Annotated in this window: 15 protein-coding genes; 12 read left to right on the top strand and 3 right to left on the bottom strand. The window is 45.1% G+C overall.

Going from position 1 to position 14,087, the window contains the following annotated elements; genetic code table 11:
• The first annotated feature begins 74 nt into the window (after nucleotides 1-74).
• The 3 genes from atpG to M3206_RS08180 are packed head-to-tail and all read left to right on the top strand — an operon-like array spanning nucleotide 75 to nucleotide 2,805.
• Nucleotides 75-926, top strand: a complete 852-nt coding sequence (gene atpG, locus M3206_RS08190; RefSeq protein ID WP_251312031.1) for an ATP synthase F1 subunit gamma — start codon at nucleotides 75-77, stop codon at nucleotides 924-926.
• A gap of 60 nt (nucleotides 927-986) precedes the next feature.
• A complete protein-coding gene (gene atpD / locus M3206_RS08185) occupies nucleotides 987-2,375 on the top strand; it encodes a F0F1 ATP synthase subunit beta (protein WP_251312030.1) in 1,389 nt (462 codons plus the stop codon).
• 22 nt (nucleotides 2,376-2,397) lie between these two features.
• Entirely contained in the window at nucleotides 2,398-2,805 is a 408-nt protein-coding gene (locus M3206_RS08180; protein WP_251312029.1) for a F0F1 ATP synthase subunit epsilon, read from the top strand.
• Between the two features lie 459 nt (nucleotides 2,806-3,264).
• Here the strand turns inward: M3206_RS08180 and M3206_RS08175 are convergent, their stop codons facing one another.
• A complete protein-coding gene (locus tag M3206_RS08175; protein ID WP_251312028.1) occupies nucleotides 3,265-3,444 on the bottom strand; it encodes a hypothetical protein in 180 nt (59 codons plus the stop codon).
• 169 nt (nucleotides 3,445-3,613) lie between these two features.
• Between M3206_RS08175 and M3206_RS08170 the strand changes: the two genes are divergently transcribed.
• The 4 genes from M3206_RS08170 (at nucleotide 3,614) to M3206_RS08155 (ending at nucleotide 8,633) form a co-directional block, all read left to right on the top strand.
• Entirely contained in the window at nucleotides 3,614-4,159 is a 546-nt protein-coding gene (locus tag M3206_RS08170) for a glycerol-3-phosphate responsive antiterminator (RefSeq protein ID WP_251312027.1), read from the top strand.
• Nucleotides 4,160-4,373: 214 nt separating this feature from the next.
• The gene (locus M3206_RS08165; protein ID WP_251312026.1) at nucleotides 4,374-5,201 is read left to right on the top strand and encodes an MIP/aquaporin family protein; all 828 of its coding nucleotides are present in this window, start codon (nucleotides 4,374-4,376) and stop codon (nucleotides 5,199-5,201) included.
• Between the two features lie 33 nt (nucleotides 5,202-5,234).
• Entirely contained in the window at nucleotides 5,235-6,737 is a 1,503-nt protein-coding gene (glpK, locus tag M3206_RS08160; RefSeq protein WP_251312025.1) for a glycerol kinase GlpK, read from the top strand.
• Nucleotides 6,738-6,968: 231 nt separating this feature from the next.
• On the top strand, nucleotides 6,969-8,633 hold the full coding sequence (locus M3206_RS08155) for a glycerol-3-phosphate dehydrogenase/oxidase (RefSeq protein ID WP_251312024.1): 1,665 nt from the start codon (nucleotides 6,969-6,971) through the stop codon (nucleotides 8,631-8,633).
• Nucleotides 8,634-8,955: 322 nt separating this feature from the next.
• Here M3206_RS08155 and M3206_RS08150 read toward each other — a convergent pair whose 3' ends face one another.
• The gene (locus tag M3206_RS08150; protein WP_251312023.1) at nucleotides 8,956-9,342 is read right to left on the bottom strand and encodes a DUF1722 domain-containing protein; all 387 of its coding nucleotides are present in this window, start codon (nucleotides 9,340-9,342) and stop codon (nucleotides 8,956-8,958) included.
• A gap of 32 nt (nucleotides 9,343-9,374) precedes the next feature.
• Nucleotides 9,375-9,572, bottom strand: coding sequence for a hypothetical protein (locus M3206_RS08145; protein ID WP_251312022.1), 198 nt, complete (start codon nucleotides 9,570-9,572; stop codon nucleotides 9,375-9,377).
• A 225-nt stretch (nucleotides 9,573-9,797) separates the two neighbouring features.
• On the opposite strand from M3206_RS08145, the gene M3206_RS08140 reads away from it, so the two are divergent.
• From M3206_RS08140 to nuoH, 5 genes are read left to right on the top strand one after another with little or no spacing between them, the layout of a single operon-like run.
• Complete coding sequence (locus M3206_RS08140; RefSeq protein WP_251312021.1) at nucleotides 9,798-10,172, top strand: NADH-quinone oxidoreductase subunit A; 375 nt, start codon at nucleotides 9,798-9,800, stop codon at nucleotides 10,170-10,172.
• Complete coding sequence (locus M3206_RS08135; protein WP_066293864.1) at nucleotides 10,163-10,678, top strand: NuoB/complex I 20 kDa subunit family protein; 516 nt, start codon at nucleotides 10,163-10,165, stop codon at nucleotides 10,676-10,678. Before M3206_RS08140 ends, M3206_RS08135 begins: the two co-directional genes overlap by 10 nt.
• Nucleotides 10,675-11,928, top strand: coding sequence for an NADH-quinone oxidoreductase subunit C (locus M3206_RS08130; protein ID WP_251312020.1), 1,254 nt, complete (start codon nucleotides 10,675-10,677; stop codon nucleotides 11,926-11,928). Before M3206_RS08135 ends, M3206_RS08130 begins: the two co-directional genes overlap by 4 nt.
• 3 nt (nucleotides 11,929-11,931) lie before the next feature.
• Entirely contained in the window at nucleotides 11,932-13,032 is a 1,101-nt protein-coding gene (locus M3206_RS08125; protein ID WP_251312019.1) for an NADH-quinone oxidoreductase subunit D, read from the top strand.
• On the top strand, nucleotides 13,032-14,033 hold the full coding sequence (gene nuoH, locus M3206_RS08120; protein ID WP_251312018.1) for an NADH-quinone oxidoreductase subunit NuoH: 1,002 nt from the start codon (nucleotides 13,032-13,034) through the stop codon (nucleotides 14,031-14,033). The genes M3206_RS08125 and nuoH overlap by 1 nt, the downstream gene beginning before the upstream one ends.
• The last annotated feature ends 54 nt before the right edge of the window (nucleotides 14,034-14,087 follow it).

Genomic DNA, 14,087 nt, shown 5'->3' with positions numbered 1-14,087 from the left:
TTACTAAAAAGGTTTGTTTAAAAGGATGGATTAACCAGAATTTTAAACCTCCGCTATAAAGGTGGTGAAATTGAATGGCATTAAGAGACATAAAAGCTAGAATAGATTCTACGAAAAAGACGATGCAAATCACGAAAGCGATGGAGATGGTTTCAGCTGCAAAGCTAAACCGTGCGGAGCAGAATGCAAAATCTTTCGGCCCTTACGTGGATAAGATCCAGGAAGTGGTTGGAAGCATTGCGTCTGGAAGCAACGCGAAACATTCCATGCTTTTAACGCGTCCGGTGAAGAAGACGGGTTACTTCGTCGTTACAGCCGACCGTGGATTGGCAGGAGCTTATAACTCAAATGTTCTACGTCACGTTTATCGTACGATTCAACAGCGTCATAAGTCATCTGATGAGTACGCTTTGATCGTTATCGGTAAAGTCGGGGTAAACTTTTTCAAAAGCCGTAAGATGCCTATCATCGACAGCATCACAGGTGTGGCAGACCAGCCATCTTTTGCTGAGATTAAGGCGATCGCATCAAAGGCAGTCAACCTTTATGCAGACGGTACGTTTGATGAGCTTTACATGTATTACAACCATTTTGTAAGTGCCATTCAGAGCGATCTGACGGAGAAGAAGCTTCTTCCGTTATCAGATATCGCTGAAACGAAATCAAAATCTTCTTATGAGTATGAACCTTCAGAGGATGAGATCCTTGAAGTGCTTCTTCCTCAATATGCAGAGAGCTTGATTTATGGTGCTTTACTTGATGCGAAAGCAGCCGAGCATGCTTCTCGTATGACTGCGATGAGAAATGCAACGGATAACGCTAATGAACTGATCGGCCAATTGACACTTTCATACAACCGTGAGCGTCAAGCAGCTATTACTCAGGAAATTACGGAAATCGTCGGCGGTGTAGCAGCACTTGAATAGAACTTTTTTAATCGTTGATTCAATGTGCATCATGTGCAAAGTAAGATAGGAGGGAAACCGATGAATAAAGGCTATATTACTCAAATTCTTGGACCGGTCGTTGACGTAAAGTTTGAAGGCCAGCTTCCAGAATTGCTTAACGCTTTAACTGTTAACGCTGAGGGTGTTGATTTAACACTAGAAGTAGCACTTCACCTTGGTGATAACATGGTTCGTACAATCGCGATGGATTCAACGGATGGTCTTGTTCGTGGGATGGAAATCGTTGACTCAGGCAAACCGATTTCAGTACCAGTAGGTGATGCAACACTTGGACGTGTATTTAACGTAACAGGTGATCCAATTGACCTTGGTGAGGATGTACCGGCAGATGTTCGCCGTGACCCAATCCACCGTTCAGCACCTGCTTTTGAAGAATTAACAACAAAAACTGAGATTCTAGAAACAGGAATCAAGGTAGTTGACCTTATCGCTCCATACGTAAAAGGTGGAAAAATCGGTCTTTTCGGTGGTGCGGGTGTAGGTAAAACCGTTCTTATCCAGGAGCTAATCAACAACATCGCACAAGAGCACGGGGGGATCTCCGTATTCGCAGGTGTTGGTGAGCGTACTCGTGAAGGAAATGACCTTTACCACGAGATGAGCGACTCTGGTGTTATCAGCAAAACGGCAATGGTATTCGGTCAAATGAACGAGCCCCCAGGAGCACGTGCACGTATCGCACTTTCTGGACTTACAATGGCTGAATTCTTCCGTGATGAAGAAGGACAAGACGTTCTTTTCTTCGTAGATAACATCTTCCGTTTCACACAAGCAGGTTCTGAAGTATCTGCCCTTCTTGGCCGTATGCCATCAGCGGTAGGTTACCAGCCGACTCTAGCAACGGAGATGGGTCAGCTGCAAGAACGTATCACATCTACGAAAAAAGGTTCAGTAACATCGATCCAAGCGATCTATGTACCAGCCGATGACTACACGGATCCGGCTCCAGCTACAGCGTTCGCTCACTTGGATGCAACAACTAACCTTGAACGTAAACTAACAGCTATGGGTATCTATCCAGCGGTAGATCCACTAGCTTCAACTTCCCGTGCCCTTTCTCCTGAGATCGTTGGAGAAGAACACTATGAAGTAGCACGTAAAGTTCAGGCAACTTTACAACGTTACAAAGAACTTCAAGATATCATCGCGATCCTTGGTATGGACGAGCTTTCTGAAGATGACAAGCTAGTCGTACACCGTGCGCGCCGTATCCAGTTCTTCTTATCTCAAAACTTCCACGTTGCAGAACAATTTACAGGACAAAAAGGTTCTTACGTTCCTGTTAAAGAAACAGTTCGTGGATTCAAAGAAATCCTTGAAGGAAAATACGATGATCTACCGGAATCAGCGTTCCATCTCGTAGGCTCTATTGAGGATGCTATTGAAAAAGCAAAAACTTTGGCCTAATGCCTGAAAGGGGTAAGATTGGATGAAAACCATTCAAGTCAGCGTAGTAACCCCTGATGGTCCTGTGTTTGAAGGAAATGCGAAAATGGTCAGCGCGAAAGCAAAAAGCGGGGAGCTTGGAGTTCTTCCAGGCCATATCCCTCTTGTAGCTCCTTTAACGATCAGCGCCGTGCGTGTTCACGACGTTGATGGGAAAACACAATACGTGGCCGTTAGCGGTGGATTTATTGAAGTGCGACCTGAAAAAGTCACAATTTTAGCAGAAGCTGCTGAAATTGCTGGCGATATCGAAGTGGATCGTGCACGTGCAGCAAAAGAACGTGCCGAGAAGCGTCTTGCTGATAACAAGCAAGATAACGTAGACGCAACCCGTGCGGAATTTGCACTTAAACGTGCGATCAACCGTATCGACGTTGCAGCAAAGCGTTAATTTAAGGGGCTTGAACTCGAAAGTGTAACAACTTTTGAGTTCAGGCCTTTTTTTAATGCAAAGTAAGACACGAATCAGCAAGGTTGAGCGAAAAGTTACCCATTCTGAGCGAAGATCAAGAATTTTGAGCGTAACTCGGCGATTCTGAGCGTAACTCAAGAGTTTTGAGCGAAAAGTGGGGCATCTTGAGCGAACGTGTAACAGAATAAAAAAACACGTACCGTGAAATCTACATAGAGACCTTAATCCAAAAAAAGAGGCTGACGTTAGTCAGCCATCCTCTCAAAAAAGTACATGTTACTACCATTTTTTAAACTCATCATTGAAGCTTTAAATAAGGGAGGGGCTGACCCAAAAGGACACGTAACATGACCTTTCGAATCAGCCCCTATTTTTTGAGGTGGACAAGGGTGGATGAGGGTTTGAAATGAAAATAACTATTTTGGGGAAGGGTGATTTTTACGATCTGCCGAAAACAGTTGGCAAATCGTCTATTAGCTTAAAGTAGCTGTCACATCCGTTTTCCTTAGAAACCGTTAACGCTTCTTGTTTCACAACCGTTTCTGTTACTTCGTCTCCAAAAGGTTCCGGAAAACGTCTATAAGGAGAGAATAAATTTTTTGTGTGTTTTTTGAGCATGAATATCATCTCCTTACAGGAAAGTACTGCTTCGTTTAAGCTACACTACATTAAATGCTCGTCCGCTGGAGTTGGTATGTGTTATTATCACAGAATATAAAAAAGGGCGATCAACCAATAAAAAACAGACTAAATGATAATGATAAGAAAGATTAGAGGAGTGTGCACGATGAGCTTTCACGGTCAAAGAGTGTTACCCGCAGCCAGAAAGATGAAGGATTTTGAGAAGCTGTTAAAGAGTAAATATACATACATCGTTTGTTTAGATACCCATATCAGCCAGCTGAAATTTATGATTTCCATGGCAAATGAACGAAAAAAGAAAGTGCTCATCCATTTGGATCTGATCAATGGTCTGAAAGCAAATGAGTATGCTGTAGATTTTTTAGCTCAGGAAATGAAACCAGCGGGGATTATTTCAACTCGCTCAAACTGTATCATCCGGGCGAAAAAGAGAAACATGATCGCGGTTCAGCGTTTGTTTTTATTAGATTCACTGGCACTCGAAACAAGTTATAAAGTAATCGAACGTGCCCAGCCCGATTATTTAGAGGTTTTACCTGGGATTATGCCGGAAATTATAAATGAAGTGAGAGAGCAAGCACAAATACCCATCATTGCCGGCGGGCTGATCCGAACGAAAGAAAATGTCCTCCAAGCCCTAGAGGCAGGAGCGGAAGCGGTAACGACTTCCAATCCAGAATTGTGGATTTAATTCTTTTTCCATATAACATTTGACAACGTTTACATCCTTGCTATAATAAAGACAAGTTCATAAACGTGACGGAGAACATGGAGATCCACAAAGGGTAACTTATAGCGACCACTATAAGTATCTTTTGCTGGGTCTTTTTTTGTTCTTTCCATCACGGTACAAAAAGCTATCACACAAAAACATCTTGTCTTTTAGCATAAAGGAGGAAAAAGGGATGTCTACATTTATGGCAGAACTGGTCGGCACGATGATCTTGATCATATTTGGAGGAGGCGTTGTTGCGAATGTGTCCTTGAATAAATCAAAGGCACAAGACGGCGGGTGGATTGTTGTTTCATTAGCGTGGGGACTTGCTGTAGCGATGGCGGTTTATGCGGTCGGAAACTTCAGCGGAGCGCACGTCAACCCAGCTGTAACACTCGGATTTGCTGCAATTGGGGAATTTGCTTGGAGCGATGTACCAATGTACATCACCGCTCAAGTAATCGGCGGAATGCTTGGTGGAATCGTGGTGTACTTCCACTTCCTGCCCCATTGGAAAGCGACAAAAGATAAAGCGGTAAAGCTCGGCGTCTTCTCAACCGACCCGGCGATTCCGCACACATTTTCGAATTTACTCTCCGAATTTATCGGAACCGCCGTTTTGTTGGTAGGATTATTATCGATCGGAGCGAATAAATTTTCAGAAGGACTCAATCCGCTGATCGTCGGTTTCTTGATCGTTGCCATCGGGCTATCACTCGGCGGCCCTACTGGCTATGCGATCAATCCTGCACGTGATTTAGGACCAAGGATCGCACACGCGATCTTGCCGATTCCAGGAAAAGGCGGTTCAAATTGGACGTATGCATGGATTCCAGTTGCAGGCCCAGTCCTTGGCGGAGTATTCGGAGCGTTGTTCTATCAAGCGGTTTTCACCGGTAAAGTCACTTCACTATTTTGGATCTGGACGATCGTGTGTATCGGAATATTCGGCATCACGTTCATGTTGGGGCAAAAAGGAACACATGCCTTACCGCACGGAGATAGAATCGAAAACTAATAGACAAAAATGACACTCGGGAGGGTTTTTGAAATGGCAAAAAAATATATTATCGCACTCGACCAAGGAACAACAAGTTCGAGAGCCATACTTTTCGACCAAGCTGGAGAAATCGTGGATATTTCGCAAAAGGAATTCAAACAGCATTTTCCGAAGCCAGGCTGGGTAGAACATGACGCACAAGAAATCTGGGGAACGATCTTAGCGGTTGTTGCAGAAGTGCTTCATAAAACAGATACAGATCCTGCTGAGATTGCAGCGATCGGGATTACGAATCAGCGTGAAACGACGGTTGTGTGGGATAAGACAACAGGAAAACCTATCCACCATGCGATCGTTTGGCAATCACGCCAGACGGCTGAAATTTGTGATGAACTGAAGGCACAAGGGCTGAATGATAAGTTCCGTGATAAAACCGGATTATTAATCGATGCTTATTTTTCAGGCACAAAAGTAAAATGGATTCTGGATAATGTTGAAGGGGCAAGAGAAAAAGCTGAAAAAGGCGACCTTCTATTCGGGACGATCGATACATGGCTCGTTTGGAAACTAACAGGCGGCAAGGCACACGTCACCGATTATTCAAACGCATCACGCACGCTGATGTACAACATCTATGATTTGAAATGGGACGACGAATTGCTCGACATTTTAGGTGTTCCAAAATCGATGCTTCCAGAAGTAAAATCCTCTTCGGAAGTTTATGGGGAAACGGTCGACTATCATTTCTTCGGCCAAAACATTCCGATCGCAGGGATCGCCGGCGACCAGCAAGCGGCACTTTTCGGACAAGCATGCTATGAAAAAGGATTGGCGAAGAACACGTACGGCACAGGATGCTTCATGCTCATGAACACGGGGGAGAAGGCAGTCCCTTCTGAACACGGGCTTCTCACAACCATCGCATGGGGAATCGACGGAAAAGTAGAATACGCGTTAGAAGGAAGTATTTTTGTAGCGGGATCTGCCATTCAATGGCTACGGGACGGTTTGCGCATGCTGAAAGATGCAGCAGACAGTGAAGATTATGCTGCACGCGTCCCATCAACTGACGGGGTCTATGTCGTGCCAGCATTCGTAGGACTCGGCACACCGTACTGGGATTCAGAAGCACGGGGAGCGATCTTCGGATTGACGCGCGGTACAGAGAAAGAGCACTTCATTCGTGCCACTCTAGAGTCCCTCGCTTATCAGACGAGAGACGTACTAACGGCGATGGAAGCAGACTCTGGCATCGAGCTGAAGAAGCTGCGTGTAGATGGCGGTGCAGTTAAGAATAACTTCTTGATGCAGTTCCAGAGCGATATTTTAAATGTACCGGTCGAACGTCCCAAGATCAATGAGACAACAGCACTCGGTGCAGCCTATCTGGCAGGTCTTGCAGTAGGTTTCTGGCGCGACCGTCAAGAGATCGCAGAAAAGTGGAAAGTGGACAAGGATTTCGACGTAAACATGAAAGAAGAAGAGCGTACTGAACTTTATGATGGCTGGAAAAAGGCTGTGGAAGCGACAATTGCTTATAAACCGAAAGCATAACCCTTTGAAAAAGTTTATATTTACGTTATACTAAACCTAAGTTGATATTGAACCGGTTGGAGATCAGGAGAGACCACAAAACCTCGTAAGCAAATGCGGGGTTCTTGTGGTCTCTTTTTTGCGTTAAAAAACGCACCGATCATGAATTTGTGTGTTGCAGCGCAATTTTACGGGAAAACTATCCCATAGCCTTATGTGTCCGGCGGTTCTAAGGAGAAGGAGTGAAAGGAAATGACAGCAGCATTTTCAACCTATCATAGAGGAACAATCATCGAAAATATGAAAAAACAAAAGCTTGATCTGCTTGTAATCGGTGGCGGAGTGACGGGTGCAGGCATCCTACTCGATGCACAGACACGTGGAATGAAAGTTGGACTCGTTGAGATGCAGGATTTTGCAGCAGGAACCTCAAGCCGTTCCACGAAACTCGTTCACGGCGGATTGCGCTATTTGAAACAGTTTGAAGTAAAGCTCGTGGCGGAAGTCGGGAAAGAGCGTGCGATCGTTTATGAGAACGCCCCGCATGTAACAACACCCGAATGGATGCTTCTTCCGATCTACAAAAATGGAACGTTCGGTAAATTCTCAACATCGATCGGATTAAAAGTCTATGATTTTTTAGCGGGAGTAAAAAAGAATGAACGCAGAAAGATGCTCTCTGCAACAGAAACATTGAAACGTGAGCCATTATTGAAAAAGAGCGGACTTCAAGGCGGCGGCTATTATGTAGAATATAAGACGGATGATGCACGATTGACACTTGAGATCATGAAGGAAGCAGTTGATCGGGGTGCCTCTGCCGTGAACTATTCGAAAGTGACCGGTTTTATCTATGACGGAAAAAGAGCAGTCGGTGTAAAAGTTGAAGATCAGCTCACTGGCGAAGTGCATGAGATCTATGCGAAGAAGATCGTGAACGCCACGGGTCCTTGGGTGGATGAACTCCGCGAAGAAGACCGTTCGAAAACAGGAAAGGAGATCCATCATACAAAAGGAATCCACCTCGTGATCGACCAGTCGAAGTTCCCGCTCAAACAGGCGGTATATTACGACACAGAAGATGGCCGAATGGTATTTGCGATCCCAAGAGCGGGCAAAACATATGTAGGAACAACAGATACTGATTATAAAGGAGACCTCGCAAATCCTGGTATGACAGAGGAAGATCTGAATTATGTCCTGAACACGATCTCTTTCATGTTCCCAGAAGTGAAGATTACCCGTGATGATGTTGAATCTTCTTGGTCAGGATTACGTCCGTTGATTCACGAACCGAAAAAAGGTCCATCTGAAATTTCAAGAAAAGATGAAGTCTTTCACTCTCCATCCGGTTTATTGACGATCGCTGGCGGAAAGCTTACAGGCTACCGCAAAATGGCGGAAAAAGTAGTCGATATCGTACGTGATCAGTTAAGAGACGAAGAAGGTGCAAAGTTCCCCCATTGCAGAACGCAGCATCTGGAACTCTCAGGCGGTAAAATGGGCGGAAGCGAAAACTTCGGAGACTTTTTACGTACGAAAGTCCAAGAAGGTCTTGCATTAGGGCTTGATGAAGCAAAAGCAAAAGAACTGGTTCAGCGTTATGGAACGAATATTGATATCGTCTATGGATTGATGAAAGATCAAGGGGAAGAAGCGAAAAAATATAACTTGCCAAAGAGCTTATACGCATCTCTTCTCTATGCACTCGATTACGAGATGGCTTCAACACCATCAGACTTCTTGATCCGCCGTATCTCCGCTTTATACTTTGACATCGATACGGTATACAAATGGAAGGACAACGTCATCAGCTGCATGGCTGATAAATTGGGCTGGGATGCCGAGCAAAAACATGATCACGCCGCACAGTTTGAAGAGCAGCTGAGACTATCGATTGAACCCATAAACGAATAAACAGGTACGATTGAAGTGAGAGCGATCCCGTATTGGTGCGGGGTTGCTTTTTTTGTGTCGTGGTGAGGGTGAGGATGCGAGGGCGACGTGCGGGCGAACTTTGTCGTGAGGTGTCGACTCGTGGTTATTTTCCATTTAACGTGGGATTATTTCATTTAACGCAGGAAAAAATTCATATAACGTGGGATTTTTCGAAATAACGTGGGATTCTTGATAAAAATACCTCCTTAGGTATATAACTGAAATGGTTTCGGTGTCCGAAACCGCCCCTATTTTGCAAAAAAATAAGGATGCAGCCCGCAAAAGTTGGACCGCACCCTCCCTATTTTATAAAAGTAGATCGTTTTAAATAGTCAGAGGGGTATTTTTGAAGCAAAAAGTGCAAGTACAGCTGAATTTCGTAAGGGATCTCGTCGAACTGCTCGTCCTCAACTCGCTTCAACTCATCCAGCAAAGAAAAGAAGTGTTTTTTTTCAGCTTCTTCTGCTTCTTTTTTAAAATAACCCCAAATATGTTCCGATGTATTAATAAGTGCTTTTTTATCATAAAGCTTCAATTTATATTCTGCTATCAGGTCTCTGATCTCTATATAATCTTCCTCAGATTGTGCTTCTCTCATATTGCCCTGAATATCTTTATAGAAGTTGTAGCCTTTAGCCATCACAGTATACTTTTCACTAGCCCAAAGCAGTTCGATCTCTTTTTTCATTATCGAGATTACATCCTCTTTGTTTGGCATTTTTACAAAAAGACGTACAGTGCGAGCGCCACTAACGAAACGAGGATCAATACCGCGTAAATGGATGTTAAGCGAATGAGGTTCTGTTTTGTAGAGCTTCCGTATTTTTCATCCTGTGTTCTGGAGATCAGAATTGTTCCTACTAATCCTGCTATGGAAATGATAACGATTAAGATATAAGCCATCCACCATAAGTTCATTTTCTATCAACCTCCCTTTACATCCCTATCATACTCCTAACTTCCTTAGATTCACATGTAAATATTTACAGGATTATGAACATTTCTATAGAAAAATAAGAATACAACCTTTTTATAGTTCATAGGTAAGTGGTAAAGGCATCATCGACACAAAAATTGGAATTTGTTATAATTAAAGCGGTTACACAATTTGAAAAATTCTGAGTTTTTATGGGGGTAGTCAGAATGGATTTTTACAACTTATATCAGAACAATTACCTCATTGTGGCTGTATTTCTTTTTTTAGGGATCCTGTTGCCGGTTGTCGCTCTGACCGCGGGCCGAATTCTGCGTCCTTATAAACCGTCTGAAGAAAAATACACCACCTACGAAAGCGGAATTGAACCTTTTCATCAAAGTTGGGTTCAGTACAATGTCCGCTATTATTTGTTTGCACTGATGTTTGTCATTTTTGATGTTGAAACGGTTTTCTTATATCCATGGGCAGTCGCTTATGAAGAACTCGGTTTTTTTGCCCTGATTGAAATGGGGATATTTGTTGTTCTTTTAACGTTAGGTCTCGTATACGCTTGGAAAAAGAAGGTGCTTAAATGGACATAAAATGGGAACTTACGGCTGAAGAACGTTCAGAGCTGGAACGCAACGTTTTTATGGTAACGCTTGAACAAGTAAAAGCTTGGGCTCGGAGCAACTCGCTCTGGCCGCTGACATTCGGACTCGCATGCTGTGCGATCGAGATGATGGGAACAGGTTCATCGCATTATGACTTGGATCGATTCGGAAGTATATTTCGGACATCCCCGCGTCAATCCGATGTGATGATCGTATCCGGAACCGTTACGAAAAAAATGGCCCCCGTTTTAAAAAGATTGTATGAACAGATGCCTGAGCCGAAATGGGTGATCGCGATGGGTTCATGTGCAACCGCAGGCGGTCCTTATATCAAATCTTATGCTGTTGTAAAAGGCGTCGATCAGATCGTCCCAGTAGACGTGTACATACCAGGCTGCCCGCCAAATCCAGCAGCGCTGATTTACGGCATCAATAAGCTTCAAGAAAAAATCCGTTATGAAGCGAAGACCGGCAAGAAGGTGATGAGCGAATGACCGACAAAAATGAGCAAAACCCAAATGAGGGCTTATCGATAGAAGAACAAAAAAAGAAAGCTGCCGCTGAAGCGAAAGCAAAGGCGCTCGAGCTTGCGAAACAGCGTCAGGCTGAAAATGCGAAAGACGCGGAAACAAAAGAAACTGCTCCTGAGCCGGAATTAACTAAGGAAGAGTTGAAAAAGAAGGCGGCTGCAGAAGCGAAGGCAAAGGCGCTCGAACTTGCAAAACAGCGTCAGGATGAAAAAGCAAAAGCAGCGGAAACACCAGAATCCGGGCCTAAACCTGAATTAACAAAAGAAGAGCTGAAGAAAAAAGCTGCCGCTGAAGCGAAAGCAAAGGCGCTCGAACTTGCAAAACAGCGCCAGGCTGAAAAAGACCAAGCTTCAACCGATTCTGCTAAGCCAACAGATGATGAAAAAGCAAAAGCAGCAGCAAAAGCCAAGGCCGCTGCAGCAGCTAAAGCGAAAGCAGCCGCAGCCGCGAAGGCAAAAGCAGCAAGAGAAGCGGGCGGAGAAGCGCCAACTGGCGACGATGAAAAAGCAAAAGCAGCAGCAAAAGCCAAGGCCGCCGCAGCAGCCAAGGCGAAAGCAGCCGCAGCCGCGAAGGCAAAAGCAGCAAGAGAAGCGGGCGGAGAAGCACCAGCTGGTGACGATGAAAAAGCAAAAGCCATCGCAGCAGCCAAGGCAAAGGCCGCCGCAGCTGCAAAAGCGCGTGCCGCAGCCAACGCTAAAGGGGATGCAGCAAAACCCGTAGAAGAAGAAAGACCATCTCCAAATCAACCGATCCTCGATACCTACATAAAAGTCATCAAAGAGCACTTAGGAGAAGATGTTTTAGAAGATGCTTATATCAACAGACTCTCAAAAGACGTGCCGACGTTAGTCGCCAAACCGGATAGTTATTATAAAGTAGCTGAGTTTCTAAAACACAACGATCAGCTTCGTTTTGATTATCTGTCCGAGTTGCATGGGACAGACTTTGAAACCCATTTTGAAGTGTATAACCACTTATATTCGTATGAATACCGCCGATCTGTCGCACTAAAAGTAAAAATAGACAGAGACCGTGCCATTACCCAATCTATTACCCCGTTATGGGCAGGTGCAAACTGGCCAGAGCGTGAAGCGTATGACCTTTTAGGGATCCAATTCGAGGGTCATCCAAACTTAACACGTATCATGCTTCCGGATGATTGGGTGGGCTATCCGCTAAGAAAAGATTACGAACCCCATGACGTGGAGGTGTAGAGAATGATCAGAACAGAAGAGATGCTCCTCAACGTTGGACCTCAGCATCCGAGTACACACGGCGTTTTTCGGATCGTACTGAAGATCGATGGTGAAACGATCATCGAAGCGAAACCAGTGATCGGCTACCTGCACCGCGGTACTGAAAAACTTGCTGAAAATCTACAATATACACAGATCATCCCGTACACTGACCGCATGGATTACTTGGCGGCGATGACGAACAACTACGTGATCTGCCATGCCGTTGAAACGATGATGAGTCTTGAGATACCTGAGCGTGCCGAGTACCTTAGGGTAATCGTGATGGAGCTCGGAAGAATCGCGAGCCACCTCGTTTGGTTCGGTACCTATTTACTTGATATTGGTGCGATGAGTCCGTTTTTATATGCTTTCCGTGAAAGAGAAGCGATCATCAACCTGCTGAATGAGATTTGCGGCGCACGCCTAACGTTTAACTATATGCGTGTTGGCGGTGTGAAGTGGGATGCGCCAGAAGGCTGGGTTGAGAAAGTCCGTAACTTTGTTCCATATATGAGGGAAGAGCTTGCAGGCTATCATGACCTTGTTTCAGGAAATGAAATCTTTTTAAACCGTGTAAAAGGGATCGGCTATTACTCGAAGGAAGAAGCACTCGATTACTCGTTAAGCGGTGCTAACCTCAGATGCACCGGCACGAATTGGGATCTTCGAAAGGATGAACCCTATTCGATCTATGATCGCTTTGATTTTGATGTGCCGGTGTTTCATACAGGCGATGCATGGGCGCGTTATCAGTGCCGCATGCAGGAAATCGAAGAGTCACTAAAGATTTTAGAACAAGCTGTTGAACAGTTCCCAGAGGAAGGTCCAGTGATGGCAAAAGTGCCACGAATCATCAAACCGCCAAAAGGGGAAGCATTCGTCAGAATCGAGTCGCCGCGCGGAGAGATCGGCTGTTACATTGCGTCCGAAGGCAAAAAAGAGCCTTATCGCTTAAAGTTCCGCAGGCCGTCTTTTTATAACCTGCAGATCTTGCCTAAGCTTCTAGTCGGCGAGAACATTTCCAACTTGATTACCATTTTAGGCGGTATCGACATTGTCCTCGGGGAGGTTGATGGCTGATGATGGAGGATCTGTTATACGCACAGCCGGGCTGGACGCATGTGGCCATCTTCTTCGCACTCGGTGCAGCCTTGCTCGTCACGGTACTCGGCTTCGTAACATACGCGATCTTAGCGGAGCGTAAAGTACTTGGATTTATGCAGATGCGTACAGGACCGAACCGCGTTGGGGGAAGATTTGGCCTCCTGCAAACGGTCGCTGACGTATTTAAACTTTTAATTAAAGAAGATACCATTCCAAAGCTGGCTGACCGACCATTATTTATACTGGCTCCGGTCATCGCATTCGCACCGGCGTTCATGGTGCTCGCGACAATTCCGTTTTCAGAAAACATGCAGTTCGCAGATCTTGGTGTCGGCCTGCTCTATTATGTAGCCGTCTCAGGCATTTCGACGATCGGTATCCTTATGGGTGGATGGGCATCGAACAATAAATATTCACTGCTCGGGGGAATGCGTGCCGCAGCACAGATGATTTCGTATGAGATTCCACTTGTCATCTCAGTGATCGGCGTTATCCTTTTTACCGGCAGTCTGAACTTGAACGACATCGTAAGAGGACAGGAATCGGTCGCTTACATCTTTCTGACACCGATCGGGTTTATCGTCTTCTTGATCTCCTCGATCGCCGAGCTGAACCGTACACCGTTCGATCTGCCAGAAGCAGAATCAGAGCTCGTTGCCGGTTACCACGTCGAATACTCCGGCTTCCGCTGGGCATTCTTCATGCTGACAGAGTACGTATACCTATTTGCCATGGCGTCTCTCACAACCGTCTTGTTCCTCGGCGGATGGATGCCGCTGCCGTTCTTAGATTTCATCCCAGGCATGCTATGGTTTGGCTTGAAATTTAGTTTAGTCGTATTTGTCATGATCTGGATTCGCGGAACACTTCCTCGTCTCCGTGCTGATCAGCTGATGGGCTTTGCATGGAAAGTCCTTCTACCGCTCGCACTCCTAAACATCTTCGTAAGTGCAGCAGTAAAAGAACTCTTTTTATAAAAGACTTGAGGGGTTGCTTAGTTGTTTGGAAGCTAGCAAACTTACTTTCTATCT

The organism is Fictibacillus phosphorivorans (assembly GCF_023715845.1).
GTDB lineage: Bacteria > Bacillota > Bacilli > Bacillales > Fictibacillaceae > Fictibacillus > Fictibacillus phosphorivorans_D.
Note: the sequence above shows the minus strand (reverse complement) of the source record. Positions and strands in the feature narration are given on the sequence as shown.

Bases quoted from the DNA above. Each gene is read 5' to 3' on its own strand.
- atpG (WP_251312031.1), top strand. From the start codon at position 75: ATGGCATTAAGAGACATAAAAGCTAGAATAGATTCTACGAAAAAGACG.
- atpD (WP_251312030.1), top strand. From the start codon at position 987: ATGAATAAAGGCTATATTACTCAAATTCTTGGACCGGTCGTTGACGTA.
- M3206_RS08180 (WP_251312029.1), top strand. From the start codon at position 2,398: ATGAAAACCATTCAAGTCAGCGTAGTAACCCCTGATGGTCCTGTGTTT.
- M3206_RS08175 (WP_251312028.1), bottom strand. From the start codon at position 3,444: ATGCTCAAAAAACACACAAAAAATTTATTCTCTCCTTATAGACGTTTT.
- M3206_RS08170 (WP_251312027.1), top strand. From the start codon at position 3,614: ATGAGCTTTCACGGTCAAAGAGTGTTACCCGCAGCCAGAAAGATGAAG.
- M3206_RS08165 (WP_251312026.1), top strand. From the start codon at position 4,374: ATGTCTACATTTATGGCAGAACTGGTCGGCACGATGATCTTGATCATA.
- glpK (WP_251312025.1), top strand. From the start codon at position 5,235: ATGGCAAAAAAATATATTATCGCACTCGACCAAGGAACAACAAGTTCG.
- M3206_RS08155 (WP_251312024.1), top strand. From the start codon at position 6,969: ATGACAGCAGCATTTTCAACCTATCATAGAGGAACAATCATCGAAAAT.
- M3206_RS08150 (WP_251312023.1), bottom strand. From the start codon at position 9,342: ATGAAAAAAGAGATCGAACTGCTTTGGGCTAGTGAAAAGTATACTGTG.
- M3206_RS08145 (WP_251312022.1), bottom strand. From the start codon at position 9,572: ATGAACTTATGGTGGATGGCTTATATCTTAATCGTTATCATTTCCATA.
- M3206_RS08140 (WP_251312021.1), top strand. From the start codon at position 9,798: ATGGATTTTTACAACTTATATCAGAACAATTACCTCATTGTGGCTGTA.
- M3206_RS08135 (WP_066293864.1), top strand. From the start codon at position 10,163: ATGGACATAAAATGGGAACTTACGGCTGAAGAACGTTCAGAGCTGGAA.
- M3206_RS08130 (WP_251312020.1), top strand. From the start codon at position 10,675: ATGACCGACAAAAATGAGCAAAACCCAAATGAGGGCTTATCGATAGAA.
- M3206_RS08125 (WP_251312019.1), top strand. From the start codon at position 11,932: ATGATCAGAACAGAAGAGATGCTCCTCAACGTTGGACCTCAGCATCCG.
- nuoH (WP_251312018.1), top strand. From the start codon at position 13,032: ATGATGGAGGATCTGTTATACGCACAGCCGGGCTGGACGCATGTGGCC.